Here is a 17,956-nt window from a genome sequence, read left to right as displayed (position 1 = left end):
TGTAAAATACTGATGCCGTCTGAACCCGTGTTCAGACGGCATTTTGTTGATGGAATGTGCGGGCTTGTGCCTTATGCACAATCTGTTCTGTCGGGATATGCTGTTTGGTATCTTGGTTTCGGAACGGTCGGACACAAAGGTTATGATATGCCGCCGCCTGTTCTTGAAAACACTTATCCTCGGCAGCAAAATGCCGTCTGAAAAAGCCTTTCAGACGGCTTTTGTACGTTAGCCGCAATCACACCGTTTGCGAATATTTCGCTTTGGTTTCTTTGTGGCGCAGGTGGTAGTCGAAGACCATGGCGATGTTGCGGATGAGGAAGCGTCCTTTCGGTGTAACGGTCAGCCCGTGGCTGTTCAGGCGCACCAATCCCAAACCGGCGAGTTTTTCCAAATCCGCCAGTTCGTCTTTGAAGTAGCGGTCGAACGGGATGCCGAACATACTTTCGTAAATCCTGTAGTCGAGCGCGAAGCGGCACATTAAATCCTGAATGATGTTGCGGCGCAGGATGTCGTCCTGATTGAGCTGGTAGCCGCGCATGATGGGCAGTCTGCCTTCGTCGATGGCGGCATAGTAGGCATCGATGTCGCGTTCGTTTTGGGAATAGGTGCTGCCGATTTTGCCGATGGACGACACGCCGATGGCGACCAAATCGCAATCCGCGTAGGTCGAATAGCCTTGGAAGTTGCGTTGGAGGAAGCCTTCTTTGAGGGCGATGGAGAGTTCGTCGTCAGGTTTGGCGAAATGGTCCATGCCGATGAAGACGTAGCCGCGCTCTGTCAGGGTTTGGACGCAGTATTGCAGCATATCGAGCTTCTCTTCGCTGTCGGGGACGGCGGCGGTATCGATGCGGCGTTGCGGTTTGAACACGTGCGGCAGGTGGGCGTAGTGGTAAAGGGCGAGGCGGTCGGGATCGAGCGACAAAACGGTATCTATGGTGGTTTTGATGCTTTCGGAAGTCTGATGCGGCAAGCCGTAAATCAAATCGACGCTGACGGATTTGAACCCTGCCTCACGGGCGGCATCGATGACTTCTTTGGTTTCTTCGTAGCTTTGGATGCGGTTGACTGCCGCCTGCACTTTGGGGTCGAAATCCTGAATGCCGACGCTCATGCGGTTGAAGCCGAGTCTGCCGAGCATGAGGACGGTGTCGCGGCTGACTTTGCGCGGGTCGATTTCGATGGAATATTCGCCGGACGGTATCAGTTCGAAATGTTTGCGGATCATGCGGAAGACACGTTCGATCTGTTCGTCGCTCAAAAAGGTCGGTGTGCCGCCGCCGAAGTGCAGTTGGGCAAGCTGGTGCCGTCCGTTCAGATGTGGAGCGAGCAGTTCCATTTCTTTTTCAAGATATTCGATGTAGGTATCGGCGCGGCTTTTGTCTTTGGTGATGATTTTGTTGCAGCCGCAGTAGTAGCAGATGGTGTTGCAAAACGGAATGTGAATGTAAAGGGAAAGCGGTTTGTTTAACGCGCCCATACCGCGCAAATGTAAAACTTTGATATATTCGCCTTCGCGGAAACCGTCATGGAAACGGTCGGCGGTAGGGTAGGAAGTATAGCGCGGACCGCTGGCGGGCAGGCTGGCAATCAGCGCGCGGTCAAACTCGGGGCGGTCATCGTTTACATTGTGATTGTTCTGTATCTGAATGATTTTCATGGTGTGTGTGCGGTTTTATGATGTTAGTCAAATTTTGGATAGTTTGGTAGAATGCCACAGTATGATAAACCTGTCTTGATATGTGTCAACAAGCACATAATCGGGATGGGGCAAAACACACGAAAAGGTACGGTATGGCTTCGCATAATACTACACATCAGATGAAAACGCTGTGTTCTTCCTGTTCTTTGCGGGAACTCTGCCTGCCTGTCGGGCTGCTGCCCAACGAGTTCAGCCAACTCGATGCCGTCATCCGCCAAAGCCGCCGCCTGAAAAAAGGCGAATACCTGTTCCGTGCCGGCGGAGCCTTTACCTCGCTCTTTGCCATCCGTTCGGGCTTCTTCAAAACAACCGTCGCCAGTCAGGACGGCCGCGATCAGGTAACGGGTTTCTTTATGTCGGGCGAACTCATCGGCATGGACGGCATCTGTTCCTATGTGCACAGTTGCGACGCGGTCGCCTTGGAAAACAGCGAGGTATGCGAGTTGCCGTTTACCCATATCGAAGAGCTCGGTCAGAATATCCCCAGCCTGCGTACACACTTTTTCCGCATGATAAGCCGCGAAATTGTGCGCGATCAAGGTGTTATGCTGTTGTTGGGCAATATGCGCGCCGAAGAGCGGATTGCCGCCTTCCTGTTGAACCTTTCCCAACGCCTTTATTCCCGAGGTTTCGCCGCCAACGACTTCATCTTAAGAATGTCCCGCGAAGAAATCGGCAGTTATCTCGGGCTGAAACTTGAAACCGTCAGCCGCACATTATCCAAGTTCCATCAGGAAGGATTGATTTCCGTCGAACACAAACACATCAAGATTCTCAATCTGCAGGTGCTGAAAAAAATGGTATCCGGTTGTTCGCACGCCATTTGATTAACCTGTACGAACATTTCAGACGGCATTCTCAATAAACACAGGGCAGACGAAAACATCTGCCCTGTTTGTTGTATCTGCCGCAAAGTGCCGCCTGAAAACCGGCAGCCGCCTAAATCGAAAAATCCTCGCTGATGGGCGTGTACAGAATCCTATCCACCTTCTCGCGTGTCAGGTGCGGCGCAAACGCTTGGATAAAGTCGTAGGCATATCCGCGCAAATAAGTATCGCTGCGCAAAGCTATCCACGTCGGCGACGGCTCGAACAGGTGTGCCGCATCCACAAGCTGCAAATCGCCGTCCGTATCCGGGTTGTATGCCATTTTCGCCATCAGTCCCACGCCCAAACCCAAGCGCACATAAGTCTTCAATACATCCGTATCCGCCGCCGCCAATGCGACATCCGGCCGTTCCAAACGGGCTTTGGCGAATGCCCGCGCGATGCTGCTGCCCGCATTGAATGCAAATTCATAAGTAATCAGCGGAAACCTCGCCAAATCTTCAATACGGAGGGGATTCCTGCATTCGAGCAGCGGATGGTCGTTCGGCACAATCACCGCGTGTGTCCAGTCGTAGCAGGAAAGCCTTCCCAACTCGGGGTGGTCGTCTATCCGTTCCGTAACAATCGCCAAATCAGATTCTCCCGAAGTAACCATTTGGGCGATGGCGGCAGGGCTTCCCTGTTTGATGGTCAGATTGACTTTCGGATAGCGTTTCACAAAATCGGCAACAATCAACGGTAGGGCATAGCGCGCCTGCGTATGCGTCGTGGCAACCGTCAGCGAACCGCTGTCCTGTCCGGTAAACTCGCTGCCGATATTTTTAATGTTCTGTACATCGCGCAAAATACGTTCCGCAATATCCAAAACCACCTTGCCCGGCTGCGAGACCGAAACCACGCGCTTGCCGCTGCGGATAAAAATCTGAATGCCGATTTCTTCTTCCAGCAATTTGATTTGTTTGGAGATGCCGGGTTGTGATGTGAATAAGGCTTCGGCCGCTTCGGAAACGTTCAGGTTGTGCCGGTAAACTTCTAAGGCGTATTTCAATTGTTGTAATTTCATGGCGGGTCGGTGTGGGTCTGTGTCGGGTGGCTGAACATTGTTTATAATTTATCATATTTTCTTGCCGGTACGGTATGGGGCTTTGCCGTTGTGTTTGTTGTTTTTGTGCAACGGCAATCGTGCGATATGGAAAAAATCCCCCTAAAGTAATGACACGGAATTGATTTTTCGGCATGATAGACTATCAGGAAACAGGCTGTTTTACGGTTGTTTTCAGGCGTTGAGTATTGACAGTCCGCCCCCTGTTTCTTTATAGTGGAGACTGAAATATCCGATTTGCCGCCATGTTTCTACAGCGGCCTGTATGTTGGCAATTCAGCAGTTGCTTCTGTATCTGCTGTACAAATCTAATGAGGGAATAAAATGACCAAACAGCTGAAATTAAGCGCATTATTCGTTGCATTGCTCGCTTCCGGCACTGCTGTTGCGGGCGAGGCGTCCGTTCAGGGTTACACCGTAAGCGGCCAGTCGAACGAAATCGTACGCAACAACTATGGAGAATGCTGGAAAAACGCCTACTTTGATAAAGCAAGCCAAGGTCGCGTAGAATGTGGCGATGCGGTTGCCGTCCCCGAGCCCGAACCCGCGCCTGTCGCCGTTGTGGAGCAGGCTCCTCAATATGTTGATGAAACCATTTCCCTGTCTGCCAAAACCCTGTTCGGTTTCGATAAGGATTCATTGCGCGCCGAAGCTCAAGACAACCTGAAAGTATTGGCGCAACGCCTGAGTCGAACCAATGTCCAATCTGTCCGCGTCGAAGGCCATACCGACTTTATGGGTTCTGAAAAATACAATCAGGCTCTGTCCGAACGCCGCGCATACGTAGTGGCAAACAACCTGGTCAGCAACGGCGTACCTGCTTCTAGAATTTCTGCTGTCGGCTTGGGCGAATCTCAAGCGCAAATGACTCAAGTTTGTCAAGCCGAAGTTGCCAAACTGGGTGCGAAAGCCTCTAAAGCCAAAAAACGTGAGGCTCTGATTGCATGTATCGAACCTGACCGCCGCGTAGATGTGAAAATCCGCAGCATCGTAACCCGTCAGGTTGTGCCGGCACGCAATCATCACCAACACTAAGGCTAGGTAATATCTTGCCGATGCATGAGGTTAGCGGATTTTGTACCGGGTACTGTTGCAATATTCGTGAAACGTCGGCCGGTATCGATGATGTGAAACAAACCCCGCTTTTGCGGGGTTTGTTTTTTTGGGTGGTTTTCTGAAACGGCTATCGTCAGAATCGGGGTGCAGGTTCGGATTCGGATTCAGATTCATGTTTGTGTCCCATTGCCGCGCTTTATAGTGGATTAACAAAAATCAGGACAAGGCGACGAAGCCGCAGACAGTACAATAGTACGGCAAGGCGAGGCAACGCCGTACCGGTTTAAATTTAATCCACTATATCGGTTGAAACTCTGATTTTAAGGCGGTAGGATGTGGGTTTGCCCATAGCAAGGGAATCCTTTCTGTATCAAGCCCCGAAAGGGATAATTCATACAAATTCACGCCTTTCCCCCTCATTGGGAAATGGATGGAATCGTGCCCGATGTGTGCGGCACTGTATGCCGGATATGGTTTTATCATCATCCCTTTTCGGTTGAAACCCCGCCAGTTGCAGCGATTGAGCCTAATCGGTGGCGGAAGTTGCCGCTTTGCATTCGGGGCGGCGTGCAGTGCGGTGCTTTGATATGCCGTTTGTGTGTTGAAACAGGGTGGTCGGTGCATACGGGTACGGTATGGCTAAAGCTAAAAGTGAAATACGCTGAAACACTGAATGAGCCGCTTTATTGTTTGTACGACCTTTGCTGCTTTGCTATGATTTAAATTGGATTCGCACGCCGGATATTTTGGGATATGAAAGAATTCGACTTCATCAAACGGTATTTGCAAACAGGTACGGATAAGGATGTCGTATTGGGCATAGGCGACGATGCGGCGATTGTCCGCCCGCGCGAAGGCTTCGATTTGTGTTTCAGTGCGGATATGCTTTTGAAGGACAGGCATTTTTTTGCAGATGTCAAACCTGAAGGCTTGGCTTGGAAGGTTTTGGCCGTCAATATTTCAGATATGGCGGCGATGGGTGCGATACCGCGTTGGGTGCTGCTGAGCGCGGCGTTGCCCGAATTGGATGAAGTATGGCTGGAACGGTTTTGCGGCAGCTTTTTCGGTTTGGCAAAAAAGTTTGGCGTAACGTTAATCGGCGGCGATACGACCAAGGGCGATATGGCGTTCAATGTAACCATTATCGGCGAATTGCCGAAGGGTAGGGCGTTGCGGCGTGATGCGGCGGTTGCGGGCGACGATATTTGGGTGTCGGGGCGTGTCGGTATGGCGGCGGCGGCTTTGAACTGCCGTCTGAAACGGTGTGTGTTGCCGGATGATGTGTTCGCCGAATGCGAACAAAAGCTGCTCCGTCCCGAGCCAAGGGTTGGGCTGGGGCTTGCGCTGTTGCCGTTTGCCCGGGCGGCACAGGATGTTTCAGACGGCCTTGCGCAAGATTTGGGGCATATCCTGACCGCTTCCGGCGTGGGGGCGGAAATTTGGGCCGATTCGCTGCCATCTTTATCTGTATTGAAAGATATTTTGCCCCGAGCGCAATGGCTGTCTTATACTTTGGCGGGCGGCGACGATTACGAGCTGGTTTTTACCGCTCCGGAAAGTTGCCGCAGCCGCGTGCTTGATGCGGCGGAACGGTGCGGCGTGCCGGTAACGTGCATCGGCAAAATCAACGGAGGATGCCGTCTGAAGGTTTTAGATGCCGGCGGCAGGGAATTGGAACTACATTCTTTAGGATTCGATCATTTTGGCTGATTTTAAACCTGACTTTGCGTGGCTGTTGAAACGGCCGTTGTGTTTTTTGGCTTTCGGTTTCGGCAGCGGGCTGGCTCCGTTTGCGCCGGGCGCATTCGGCACTTTGGCGGCACTGCCTTTGGCGTTTGTGCTGATTTTGCTCGGCATAGACGGGCTGCTGCTGGCTTTTGTGTGTATCGTGCTGTTTATGTGGGGCATACGTATTTGTGCGTGTGCGGAACGTGAAACGGGTGTCAGTGACCACGGTGGGATTGTTTGGGACGAGATTGTCGCCATGCTGTTTGTGCTGGCGTTTGTGCCGTTCAGGTGGACGTGGTGGCTGGCGGCATTTGTTCTGTTCCGTCTGTTTGATGCGCTCAAACCGCCCCCCGTCGGTTGGTTTGACAAGAATCTGCACGGCGGTTTGGGCATTATGGCGGACGATATGGCGGCTGCGGTGATGACCTTGATTGTCTTGAGGATTGCAATGCTGTTTTAAACGGGGCTGCCTTGTAAAAATGCCGTCTGAAAGCCTTTCAGACGGCATTGTTTCGGAGGTTAACGCGTTACCGGTTTGTATTTGATGCGTTTCGGTTTCGCGCCTTCTTCGCCGAGTCGGCGTTTCTTGTCGGCTTCGTATTCTTGATAGTTGCCGTCGAAGAACACCCATTTGGAGTCGCCTTCACACGCCAAGATATGCGTGGCTATGCGGTCGAGAAACCAGCGGTCGTGCGAAATCACCATCACGCTGCCGGCAAATTCCAACAATGCGTCTTCCAACGCGCGCAGGGTTTCCACGTCGAGATCGTTGGACGGTTCGTCCAGCAGCAACACATTGCCGCCGCCCAACAAGGTTTTTGCCAAGTGCAGACGGCCGCGTTCGCCGCCGGAAAGCTGCCTTGCGATTTTGCTTTGGTCGCTGCCTTTAAAGTTGAAGCGTCCCAAATATTGGCGGGCGGGGATTTCAAACTGTCCGACCTGCAAAATATCGCGACCTTCGGCAATGTTGTCGAACACGGTTTTGTCGTTTTGCAAACCTTCGCGGCTTTGGTCAATCAAGCTCATTTTCACGGTTTGCCCGATTTTCACTTCGCCCGAATCGGGCTGCTCTTTGCCCGCAATCATTTTGAACAGCGTCGATTTACCCGCGCCGTTCGGGCCGATGATGCCGACAATCGCGCCCGCCGGCACTTTGAAGCTCAAATCGTCAATCAGCACTTTATCGCCGAACGATTTGGAAACATTCACAAATTCAATCACTTCGTTACCCAAACGCTCGGCAACAGGGATAAAGATTTCCTGAGTTTCGTTGCGTTTTTGGTATTCGTAGTTGCTCATTTCTTCAAAACGCGCCAAACGCGCTTTGGGCTTGGCTTGGCGGCCTTTGGCATTTTGGCGCACCCATTCCAATTCCTGCTTCATCGCCTTCACGCGCGCGGCTTCGGATTTCGCCTCGTTTTCCAAGCGTTTTTCTTTCTGCTCCAGCCAAGACGAGTAATTGCCTTTCCACGGAATGCCGTGTCCGCGGTCGAGTTCCAAAATCCATTCGGCGGCGTTGTCGAGGAAGTAGCGGTCGTGCGTTACCGCGACCACTGTGCCGGGGAAGCGCACGAGGAATTGCTCCAGCCATTCCACCGATTCCGCATCCAAGTGGTTGGTCGGCTCGTCCAAGAGCAGCATATCGGGCTTGCTCAACAAAAGTTTGCACAAAGCGACGCGGCGTTTTTCACCGCCCGAAAGATTGCCGATTTTGGCATCCCAATCAGGCAGGCGCAGCGCGTCGGCAGCGATTTCCAATTCGTGTTCCGCACCGCCGCCAGTTGACGAACCCGCCGCGATAATCGCTTCCAAGCGGCCTTGTTCTTCCGCCAGCGCGTCAAAATCCGCATCGGGATTGGCGTACTCGGCATACACTTCTTCCAAACGTTTCTGTGCGGCAGCCACTTCGCCGAAACCGCTTTCCACTTCCTCGCGCACGGTTTTTTCCGGATCAAGCTCCGGCTCTTGCGGCAGATAGCCGATTTTGATGTCGCCCATCGGCACGGCTTCGCCCTCAAATTCTTTATCCACGCCCGCCATAATCCGCAGCACGGTGGACTTGCCCGTGCCGTTCAAGCCCAAGAGGCCGATTTTCGCGCCGGGGAAGAAAGAAAGGGAAATATCTTTAATGATGGTTTTCTGCGGCGGCACAACCTTGCTCACGCGCAGCATAGAATAGACGTATTGTTGGGACATAGTTTTCTCGATTCGGTCAAACAAATTTCAGACGGCCATTTTAACCGATAATTTGATTTAAGCCAGTTTATCCGCGAACCGGTATTGCCAAAATCGGGCAGGATTCATAAAATCCGCCTATCCCTTTGAAATTATACAGACAAAAAAATAATAATGATAGGGGATCGCCGCGCCGGCAACCATTTCGGATTTTCCAAAGCAAATACTTTTCAAATCAAAAAAAAGGATTTACTTTATGTCGGAATATACGCCTCAAACAGCAAAACAAGGTTTGCCCGCGCCGGCAAAAAGCACGATTTGGATGTTGAGCTTCGGCTATCTCGGCGTTCAGACGGCCTTTACCCTGCAAAGCTCGCAGATGAGCCGCATTTTTCAAACGCTAGGCGCAGACCCGCACAATTTGGGCTGGTTTTTCATCCTGCCGCCGCTGGCGGGGATGCTGGTTCAGCCGATAGTGGCTACTACTCAGACCGCACTTGGAAGCCGCGCTTGGGCGGCCGCCGCCTGCCGTATCTGCTTTACGGCACGCTGATTGCGGTCATCGTGATGATTTTGATGCCGAACTCGGGCAGCTTCGGTTTCGGCTATGCGTCGCTGGCGGCCTTGTCGTTCGGCGCGCTGATGATTGCGCTGTTGGACGTGTCGTCGAATATGGCGATGCAGCCGTTTAAGATGATGGTCGGCGATATGGTCAACGAGGAGCAGAAAAGCTACGCCTACGGGATTCAAAGTTTCTTAGCGAATACGGACGCGGTTGTGGCAGCGATTCTGCCGTTTGTGTTCGCGTATATCGGTTTGGCGAACACTGCCGAGAAAGGCGTTGTGCCACAAACCGTGGTCGTAGCATTCTATGTGGGTGCGGCGTTACTGATTATTACCAGTGCGTTCACAATCTCCAAAGTCAAAGAATACGACCCGGAAACCTACGCCCGTTACCACGGCATCGATGTCGCCGCGAATCAGGAAAAAGCCAACTGGTTCGAACTCTTAAAAACCGCGCCTAAAGTGTTTTGGACGGTTACTCCGGTACAGTTTTTCTGCTGGTTCGCCTTCCGGTATATGTGGACTTACTCGGCAGGCGCGATTGCAGAAAACGTCTGGCACACTACCGATGCGTCTTCCGTAGGCCATCAGGAGGCGGGCAACCGGTACGGCGTTTTGGCGGCGGTGTAGTCGGTTGCGGCGGTGATTTGTTCGTTTATTCTGGCAAAAGTACCGAATAAATACCATAAGGCGGGTTATTTCGGCTGTTTGGCTTTGGGCGCGCTCGGTTTCTTCTCTATCTTCTTCATCTACAATCAATACGCACTCATCCTGTCTTATATCTTAATCGGCATCGCTTGGGCGGGCATTATCACTTATCCGCTGACGATTGTGGCCAACGCTTTGTCGGGCAAACACATGGATACTTATTTGGGCCTGTTTAACGGCTCTGTCTGTATGCCGCAAATCGTCGCTTCGCTGTTGAGTTTCGTGCTTTTCCCGATGCTGGGCGGCCATCAGGCAACCATGTTCTTGGTTGCAGGCGCAGTCTTGCTGCTGGGAGCCTTCTCAGTCTGTCTGATTAAAGAGACCCACGGCGGGGTTTGAGCGATGAGCGATACCCCCGCTACCCGCGATTTCGGCCTGATCGACGGGCGGGCCGTAACCGGCTATGTGCTGTCCAACCGGCGTGGTACGTGCGTCTTCGTGCTGGACTTGGGCGGGATTGTGCAGGAATTTTCCGTTTTGGCAGACGGCGTGCGCGAAAACCCCGTGGTGTCGTTCGACGATGCGGCTTCCTATGCGGACAATCCGTTTCAGATTAACAAGCAGATAGGGCGCGTGGCCGGACGCATCCGCGGTGCGGCGTTCGACATCAACGGTAGGACTTACCGCGTGGAGGCCAACGAAGGCAGGAACGCGCTGCACGGCGGTTCGCACGGGCTGGCCGTTACCCGTTTCAACGCGGTGGCGGCAGACGGCCGACGGTTATCCCAACGATTTGGATATTTCCTACCGCTTGGACGAGGATGGCCGGCTTACCGTTACCTATCGCGCCACCGCGCTCGGCGACACGGTGTTCGACCCGACGCTGCACATTTACTGGCGGCTGGACGCGGGCCTGCACGATGCGGTTCTGCATATTCCGCAGGGCGGACATATTCCGGCCGATGCCGAAAAACTGCCCGTCTTAACGGTTTCAGACGGCCTCGAAGTATTTGATTTCAGCCGGCCCAAGCCGCCGGATGCCGCCGTTGCCGCCCTGCGCCGCGAAACGGGCCGGTTTTGACGACGCTTACCGCGTGCCGTCCGATATAGGCCGTCCCGCCGCCGTGTTGCAAGCCGGACGCCGCCGTCGTATCAGCATATACAGCGACCGCAACGGCTTGGTCATCTTTACCGCCGCCCCGCAGGATTTCGCGCGGCACGATGCGGGCGTTTACGACGCGCTGGCGACCGAGGCGCAGACGCTGCCCGACAGCCTGCATTGGCCCGAATTCGGCAATATCCGTCTGAACAAGGGTGATACTAGGGAGGCGACGATTGCTTACGGCATCGAATCCCTTTCTTAGGAGCTTCCTAACACCGGTTTCAGACGACCTTTTTATAGTGGATTAACAAAAACCAGTACGGCGTTGCCTCGCCTTGCCGTACTATCTGTACTGTCTGCGGCTTCGTCGCCTTGTCCTGATTTTTGTTAATCCACGCCTTGCCGTACTATCTGTACTGTCTGCGGCTTCGTCGCCTTGTCCTGATTTTTGTTAATCCACTATAAGATTTCACCATTCCCTCAAATCAATCCAAACAGGAGCTTTACGATGTACACAAGAATTATGGAAATCAGCCCTTGGACGCTGCGTTCGGCAAAACTGGAAAAAGAACACAAACGGCTGCAAGAGAGCCTGACCAGCTTGGGCAACGGCTATATGGGTATGCGCGGCAGCTTTGAGGAAACCTACTCCGCCGACAGCCACTTGGGCACCTACATCGCCGGCGTGTGGTTTCCCGACAAAACCCGCGTCGGCTGGTGGAAAAACGGCTATCCCAAATATTTCGGCAAAGCCATCAACGCGCTCAATTTCAGCAAAGTCAAAATCTTTGTCGACGGGCAAGAGGTGGACTTGGCGAAAAACGACGTTGCCGGCTTCTCCGTCGAACTGGATATGCAACACGGCGTGTTGCGCCGCTCGTTCACCGTATTCGGTGTGCGTTTCGATGTGTGCAAATTCCTGTCGGTCGCGCAAAAAGAGCTGGCTCTCACCCGCTGGGAAGCCGTGTCCGTTGACGGCAAAACCCACCAAGTCCGCATCGATTCCATCATCGATGCCGACGTGAAAAACGAAGACTCCAACTACGAAGAAAAATTCTGGCAGGTATTGGACAAAGGCGTTTCAGACGACCGCTCCTACATTGCCGCCCAAACCGTCGCCAACCCTTTCGGTGTGGAACAATTTATCGTCAACGCCGGGCAAACCTTCGCCGGCAGCTTCAAAGCCTTCGGCGGCAGCCAAACCGATTGGCAGGTCTCTAATTCTTTTGAAGCCGAAGTCGGCGGCACGCCCGAAACCTTTGAAAAACGCGTGATTGTTACCACCAGCCGCGATTATCAGGGCTTGGAAGCAGTGAAAGCCGCCGGCCGCGCCTTATCTGAAAAAATCGCAGGTGTTGCGTTTGAAACCTTGCTGGATGCGCACAAAGCAGGCTGGCAGCATCGTTGGGAAATCGCCGACGTGGTCATCGAAGGCAGCGACGAAGCACAGCAGGGCATCCGCTTCAACCTGTTCCAACTGTTCTCCACCTACTACGGCGAAGACGCGCGTCTGAACATCGGCCCCAAAGGCTTTACCGGCGAAAAATACGGCGGCGCGACCTATTGGGACACCGAAGCCTACGCCGTGCCGCTCTACCTTGCACTGGCGGAACCCGAAGTTACCCGCAACCTGCTGCAATACCGCCGCAACCAAATTGCCGCAGGTGCAGCATAACGCACGCGAACAGGGCTTGGCGGGCGCACTCTATCCGATGGTAACGTTTACGGGCATCGAGTGCCACAACGAATGGGAAATCACCTTCGAGGAAATCCACCGTAACGGCGCGATTCCTTACGCCATCTACAACTACACCAACTACACCGGTGACGAGTGCTATCTTGCCAAAGAAGGCTTGGAAGTCTTGGTCGAAGTGTCCCGCTTCCGGGCGGACCGCGTCCACTTCTCCAAACGCAACGGCAAATACATGATTCAAGGCGTAACCGGTCCGAACGAATACGAAAACAACATCAACAACAACTGGTAAACCAACACCCTCGCCGCATGGGTATTGGGCTACACCCGCGAAGCCTTGGCGAAATACCCGCGTCCGGGTTCGAACGTGAGCGCCGCCGAGTTGGAAAAATGGGCGGACATCAGCGCGAATATGTACCGTCCGCATGACGAAGAACTCGGCGTATTCGTGCAGCACGACGGCTTCCTTGACAAAGACATCCGCCCCGTATCCGCGCTTTCGCCCGACGATTTGCCGCTCAACCAGAAATGGTCGTGGGACAAAATCCTGCGTTCGCCCTTCATCAAACAGGCGGACGTATTGCAAGGCATCTACTTCTTCGGCGACCGTTTCGACATGGACGAAAAACGCCGCAACTTCGACTTCTACGAACCGATGACCGTGCATGAAAGCTCGTTGTCTCCATGTATCCACTCCATCCTCGCTGCCGAACTGGGCAAAGAAGAAAAAGCCGTGGAAATGTACCGGCGCACCGCCCGCCTGGACTTGGACGACTACAACAACGACACCGAAGACGGCCTGCATATTACTTCTATGACCGGCTCGTGGCTCGCCATCGTCCAAGGTTTCGCCCAAATGAAAACTTGGGGCGGCAAACTCAGCTTCGCACCGTTCCTGCCGAGTGCGTGGACAGGCTATGCCTTCCACATCAACTACCGCGGCCGTCTGATTAAAGTCGCCGTCGGCAAAAAACGTCGTCTTCACCCTGCTCAAAGGCGATCCGCTCGAATTGCAGGTGTACGGCAAAGATATCACGCTCAACGGCAGCCACACCGTTGCATTGGAAAAATAAGGAGGGCGCAAAATGACTTTTACCGCAGTGCTCTTCGATCTCGACGGCGTGATTACCGATACCGCCGAATACCACTACCTCGCATGGAAAAAGCTTGCCGAAGAATTGGGCATCGGCATCGACCGCAAGTTTAACGAGCAGCTCAAAGGCGTGTCGCGCGACGATTCGCTCAAACGCATCCTCGCGCACGGCGGCAAAACCGTCGGCGAAACCGAGTTCGCCGAACTGACCTGCCGCAAAAACGACAACTACTTAGAGATGATTCAGGCAGTCAAACCCGAAGACGTGTACCCCGGCATTTTGCCGCTGCTGGAAGCATTGAGGGCAAACGGCAAAAAAATCGCCCTCGCGTCCGCCAGTAAAAACGGCCCGTTCTTGCTCGAACGCATGGGGCTGACCCACTTCTTCGACACCGTCGCCGACCCTGCCGCCGTCGCGCATTCCAAACCCTCCCCCGACATCTTCCTTGCCGCCGCCGAGGGCGTGGGTGCGGACATACGCCGCTGCCGGCGTCGCCGCCATCAAAGCCTCTGGCGCTTTGCCCATCGGCGTGGGCAAAACCGAAGACTTGGGCAGCGACATCGCGCTGGTGTCCGACACCGCCGAGCTGACCTACGCCTACTTGCAAAATGTGTGGGAACAGTCGGGCAGATAAAATTCTAAGGAAGTAAAAAGGCCGTCTGAACAGTGTTTCAGACGGCCTTTCTGCTTTTAGAACAGAATGATAACCCGAGACCTTTGCAAAAATCCCCAAAATCCCCTAAATTCCCACCAAGGCATTTAGGGGATTTCCCATGAGCACCTTCTTCCGGCAAACCGCCCAAGCCATGACTGCCAAACACATCGGCCGCTTCCCGCTATCGGAGTTGGACCAGGTGATTGATTGGCAGCCGATCGAACAATACCTGAACCGTCAAAAAACCCGTTACCTCCGAGACCGCCGCGGCCGTCCCGCCCATCCCCTGTCGTCCATGTTCAAAGCCGTCCTGCCCGGACAATGGCACAGCCTCTCCGATCCCGAACTCGAACACAGCCTCATCACCCGCATCGGTTTCAACCTGTTTTGCCGTTTTGACGGACCGGGCATCCCCGGTTGCAGCACCTTATGCCGCTACCGTAAATTCCGCTATGCGCGGGCAGCCTATTTCGGGCTGCTCAAAGTGGGTGCGCAAAGCCACCTGAAGGCGATGTGTTTGAACCTGTTGAAAGCCGCCAACAGGCTAAGTGCGCCCGCTGCCGCCTAAAAGGCGGCCCGGATGCCTGATTATCGGGTATCCGGGGGGGATTAAGGGGATATTCGGGTAAAATTAGGAGGTATTTGGAGCGAAAACAGCCGAAAACCTGTGTTTGGGTTTCGGATGCCGAAGGAAGGGCTTTTTTGCAAAGGCCTCAACCCAACTTACGCAACCATAAAAACTGAATGCCAATCTCTTAACCATGCTATTCAAATTTATTTGAACGATTTTTTTCTAACCAGCCAACCTTAACAATCACTATTAAAATGCGCACCGATGTTCTGTCTCCGCCTGTATGCGGCTTGGGCGACGGCGAGGCTGCATTCGAGTAGGTTGCGGTTTTCGTATTCGGACGCGGTGTGCGGTTCGGCTTGGTTTTGCTTCCAAAGCCGCAGTTGGTCGATGGCGCGGTGCAGGTCGGTATCGTTGCGGAGGATGCCGAGATGGCGTTGGTTGAACGTTTGCAGGACAGGGCGGCTGAATGTGTTTTGGAGGTCGTTTGAAAAGATGTCTGTTTCGGCGGAGGGGCTTTCAGACGGCCTTTGGAATGGTTCGATTTGGAACGCTTGTCCGTCCGCGATGCCTTGGGCGGCAAGCCTGGCGGTAACGACGCATTCGAGCAGGGAGTTGCTGGCGAGGCGGTTGGCTCCGTGCAGTCCGGTACAGGCGGTTTCGCCTAAGGCGTAGAGCTGCGGCAGGGAGGTTCTGCCGCTGGGGTCGGTTTGGATGCCGCCGCAGGTGTAGTGTTGCACGGGGCGGACGGGGATGGCTTGGCGCGTGATGTCCAAGCCGCATTGGGACAGGCAGTGCCGATGGATGGACGGGAAATGCCGACGGACGAACGCTGCGGGTTGGCGGCTGATGTCGAGCGAGACGAAGTCTTGCGTTTGTTTGGCGGTTTCGGCGGCGATGGCGCGGGCAACGATGTCGCGCGGCGCGAGTTCGGCGCGGCGGTCGTAATGCGGCATAAACCGTTCGCCCGATTGATTGGTCAGGATGCCGCCTTCGCCGCGCACGGCTTCGGAAATCAGGAAGGTGCGGCCGTTTTCAGACGGCCTTGCCAAGCCTGTGGGGTGGAATTGGATAAATTCGAGGTTTTCGATTGCGCAACCCGCGCGTATCGCCATGGCGATGGCGTCGCCCGTGCATTCGGGCGGCGTGGTGGTGGCGGCGTAAATTTGCCCGAGGCCGCCGCCTGCGAGTACGGTATGGCGGGCACGGATGCGGTAGGTTTCTTGCGTTCGGCAGTCGAGGACGGTCAGTCCGCACGCTGCGCCTGATTCGGTTTGAACGTCCAACGCCATCTGCCGCTCGTAAACGCGGATGTTCGGTCGGCGGCGTATTTGGATAATCAGGCTCTGCATGACGGCTTCGCCCGTGTAGTCGGCGACGTGGGCGATTCGGCGGCAGGTATGCCCGCCTTCGCGCGTCAGGTGCAGGTCGTTATGATTCCGGTCGAACGCCACGCCCTGCGCCAGCAGCCATTCGATTGCCGGTTTGCCCTGCGACAGGATGGTGCGGACGGCGGCTTCGTCGCACAAACCTGCGCCCGCTTCCAAAGTATCGGCGACGTGTTTTCCGATGTCGTCCTCTCCCGACCACGCCGCCGCAATCCCGCCTTGCGCATGACGGCTGGCGGTGTCGTCCAGCCGGTTTTTGCACAAAATGACGATGCGGAACGATTCAGGCAGCGACAGGGCGAGCGTCAGTGCCGCCAGCCCGTTTCCGGCAATCAATACGTCGCAATCGGTTTGCATGGTGTTGTCCTTGTTTGAGAGGTCGTCTGAAACGGCGATATGGACGGCAAATCAGGCGGGCCCCATGCCGTTGAACACATCCCCGCGTTTGAGTCCTGCCGCGAAGTCGAGCATACGCTGCAAAGGCAGTTTGGCGGCTTCGCCCAGCTTTCTGTCCAACAGGATTTCGTTGCGTCCGCCTGTCAGGGCGTGTTTGATGCCGCCCAGCGAATTCATCGCCATCCACGGGCAGAACGCGCAGCTTTTACAGCTTCCGCCGTTGCCCGCCGTCGGCGCGGCGATAAATTCTTTGTCGGGCGCCTGCTTTTGCATTTCGTGCAGGATGCCCAAATCGGTTGCCACGATGAATTTTTTTTCAGGGCGCGATACGGCGGCTTTGAGTAGTTTGCTGGTCGAGCCGACCACGTCGCCCAGTTCGATGACGCTTTGCGGCGATTCGGGATGAACCAGCACCACAGCATCGGGATGCTCTGCCTTCAACGCCGCCAGTTCCTGCCCTTTGAATTCGTTATGGACGATGCACGAACCCTGCCACAACAGCATATCCGCGCCCGTTTCGCGGCGGATGTAGTCGCCGAGATGGCGGTCGGGCCCCCAAATCAGTTTCTCGCCGCGCGATTTCAGATACGACACGATTTCCAACGCCACCGAAGACGTTACCACCCAGTCGGCACGCGCTTTCACGGCTGCGGAAGTATTGGCGTACACCGCCACCGTGCGGTCGGGGTGTTGGTCGCAAAACGCTGAAAACGCTTCTTCGGGACAACCCAAATCCAAAGAACATTCCGCTTCCAAATCAGGCATCAGCACCGTTTTTTCAGGGCAGAGGATTTTCGCGCTCTCGCCCATGAAACGCACGCCCGCCACCACCAGCGTACCGGCTTCGTGTTCCGCGCCGAAGTGCGCCATTTCCAGCGAATCGCCCACGCATCCGCCCGTCTCCAAAGCCAAATCCTGAATCAGCGGATCGACGTAATAATGCGCCACCAAGACCGCGTTTTTCCGCTTCAGCAAGGCCTTGATTTCGTCTTTCAGACGACCTGCCGTCTCGTCGTCGGGCGTGTCGGCAACCTTCGCCCACGCCTGACGGATTTGGCAGGCGGAAGTCGGCGTTTGGATGAGGGGCATATCGTAATCGAACGAGCGGCGGGCGGCGGTTTGCATGATGTTTCCTTGTAGCTGGTTTTCAGACGGCATGAAGGTTTGCCGTCTGTTTTTCAAACTGTTTTTACATTATGCTCAACTTGAGTATAATATGCAAGGTCGTCTGAAAACAGGTTTGCGATACCGCAAA

At 54.5% G+C, this 17,956-nt stretch carries 10 protein-coding genes and 5 pseudogenes; 10 read left to right on the top strand and 5 right to left on the bottom strand.

Annotation, left to right across the window (positions count from 1 at the left end; translation table 11 throughout):
- Positions 1–12: 12 nt before the first annotated feature.
- Entirely contained in the window at positions 13–201 is a 189-nt protein-coding gene (locus HT085_RS07755) for a hypothetical protein (RefSeq protein WP_153707880.1), read from the top strand.
- A 37-nt stretch (positions 202–238) separates the two neighbouring features.
- Here HT085_RS07755 and hemN read toward each other — a convergent pair whose 3' ends face one another.
- The gene (gene hemN / locus HT085_RS07750) at positions 239–1,660 is read right to left on the bottom strand and encodes an oxygen-independent coproporphyrinogen III oxidase (protein ID WP_003689506.1); all 1,422 of its coding nucleotides are present in this window, start codon (positions 1,658–1,660) and stop codon (positions 239–241) included.
- Between the two features lie 134 nt (positions 1,661–1,794).
- Between hemN and fnr the strand changes: the two genes are divergently transcribed.
- Positions 1,795–2,529: a fumarate/nitrate reduction transcriptional regulator Fnr gene (gene fnr, locus HT085_RS07745; RefSeq protein WP_010358997.1), complete on the top strand. Its 735-nt coding sequence runs from the start codon at positions 1,795–1,797 to the stop codon at positions 2,527–2,529.
- A 112-nt stretch (positions 2,530–2,641) separates the two neighbouring features.
- Here the strand turns inward: fnr and HT085_RS07740 are convergent, their stop codons facing one another.
- Positions 2,642–3,592 (bottom strand): CysB family HTH-type transcriptional regulator, encoded by a 951-nt coding sequence (locus HT085_RS07740; RefSeq protein WP_003689503.1) that lies wholly within the window; start codon positions 3,590–3,592, stop codon positions 2,642–2,644.
- A gap of 363 nt (positions 3,593–3,955) precedes the next feature.
- On the opposite strand from HT085_RS07740, the gene rmpM reads away from it, so the two are divergent.
- The 3 genes from rmpM to HT085_RS07725 all read left to right on the top strand — a co-directional run bounded on the left by rmpM (position 3,956) and on the right by HT085_RS07725 (position 6,875).
- Positions 3,956–4,666, top strand: a complete 711-nt coding sequence (rmpM, locus tag HT085_RS07735) for a peptidoglycan-binding outer membrane protein RmpM (RefSeq protein ID WP_003689500.1) — start codon at positions 3,956–3,958, stop codon at positions 4,664–4,666.
- A gap of 774 nt (positions 4,667–5,440) precedes the next feature.
- Positions 5,441–6,397, top strand: a complete 957-nt coding sequence (gene thiL / locus HT085_RS07730) for a thiamine-phosphate kinase (protein ID WP_003689496.1) — start codon at positions 5,441–5,443, stop codon at positions 6,395–6,397.
- A complete protein-coding gene (locus tag HT085_RS07725) occupies positions 6,390–6,875 on the top strand; it encodes a phosphatidylglycerophosphatase A family protein (RefSeq protein WP_003689495.1) in 486 nt (161 codons plus the stop codon). The genes thiL and HT085_RS07725 overlap by 8 nt, the downstream gene beginning before the upstream one ends.
- A 59-nt stretch (positions 6,876–6,934) precedes the next feature.
- Here the strand turns inward: HT085_RS07725 and ettA are convergent, their stop codons facing one another.
- Positions 6,935–8,611 carry an energy-dependent translational throttle protein EttA gene (gene ettA / locus HT085_RS07720; RefSeq protein WP_003701575.1) on the bottom strand — a complete coding sequence of 559 codons (1,677 nt, stop codon included), beginning with the start codon at positions 8,609–8,611 and terminating at the stop codon, positions 6,935–6,937.
- Between the two features lie 235 nt (positions 8,612–8,846).
- Here ettA and HT085_RS07715 point away from each other — a divergent pair.
- The 5 pseudogenes from HT085_RS07715 to HT085_RS07690 all read left to right on the top strand — a co-directional run.
- A pseudogene (locus tag HT085_RS07715) lies at positions 8,847–10,201 on the top strand (SLC45 family MFS transporter).
- A gap of 3 nt (positions 10,202–10,204) precedes the next feature.
- Positions 10,205–11,166, top strand: a pseudogene (locus tag HT085_RS07705) (aldose epimerase family protein).
- 246 nt (positions 11,167–11,412) lie between these two features.
- Positions 11,413–13,670: pseudogene (locus tag HT085_RS07700) on the top strand (glycoside hydrolase family 65 protein).
- 12 nt (positions 13,671–13,682) lie between these two features.
- Positions 13,683–14,325 (top strand): annotated as a pseudogene (gene pgmB, locus HT085_RS07695) (beta-phosphoglucomutase).
- Between the two features lie 139 nt (positions 14,326–14,464).
- Positions 14,465–14,794: pseudogene (locus HT085_RS07690) on the top strand (transposase); the annotation flags it as partial.
- Between the two features lie 359 nt (positions 14,795–15,153).
- Here the strand turns inward: HT085_RS07690 and nadB are convergent.
- The gene (gene nadB, locus HT085_RS07685) at positions 15,154–16,662 is read right to left on the bottom strand and encodes an L-aspartate oxidase (RefSeq protein WP_003689488.1); all 1,509 of its coding nucleotides are present in this window, start codon (positions 16,660–16,662) and stop codon (positions 15,154–15,156) included.
- Positions 16,663–16,713: 51 nt separating this feature from the next.
- Positions 16,714–17,826, bottom strand: a complete 1,113-nt coding sequence (nadA, locus tag HT085_RS07680; RefSeq protein ID WP_003695516.1) for a quinolinate synthase NadA — start codon at positions 17,824–17,826, stop codon at positions 16,714–16,716.
- Positions 17,827–17,956: the final 130 nt, after the last annotated feature.

Source organism: Neisseria gonorrhoeae, assembly GCF_013030075.1.
GTDB lineage: Bacteria > Pseudomonadota > Gammaproteobacteria > Burkholderiales > Neisseriaceae > Neisseria > Neisseria gonorrhoeae.
Note: the sequence above shows the minus strand (reverse complement) of the source record. Positions and strands in the feature narration are given on the sequence as shown.

Bases quoted from the DNA above. Each gene is read 5' to 3' on its own strand.
- HT085_RS07755 (WP_153707880.1), top strand. From the start codon at position 13: ATGCCGTCTGAACCCGTGTTCAGACGGCATTTTGTTGATGGAATGTGC.
- hemN (WP_003689506.1), bottom strand. From the start codon at position 1,660: ATGAAAATCATTCAGATACAGAACAATCACAATGTAAACGATGACCGC.
- fnr (WP_010358997.1), top strand. From the start codon at position 1,795: ATGGCTTCGCATAATACTACACATCAGATGAAAACGCTGTGTTCTTCC.
- HT085_RS07740 (WP_003689503.1), bottom strand. From the start codon at position 3,592: ATGAAATTACAACAATTGAAATACGCCTTAGAAGTTTACCGGCACAAC.
- rmpM (WP_003689500.1), top strand. From the start codon at position 3,956: ATGACCAAACAGCTGAAATTAAGCGCATTATTCGTTGCATTGCTCGCT.
- thiL (WP_003689496.1), top strand. From the start codon at position 5,441: ATGAAAGAATTCGACTTCATCAAACGGTATTTGCAAACAGGTACGGAT.
- ettA (WP_003701575.1), bottom strand. From the start codon at position 8,611: ATGTCCCAACAATACGTCTATTCTATGCTGCGCGTGAGCAAGGTTGTG.
- nadB (WP_003689488.1), bottom strand. From the start codon at position 16,662: ATGCAAACCGATTGCGACGTATTGATTGCCGGAAACGGGCTGGCGGCA.
- nadA (WP_003695516.1), bottom strand. From the start codon at position 17,826: ATGCAAACCGCCGCCCGCCGCTCGTTCGATTACGATATGCCCCTCATC.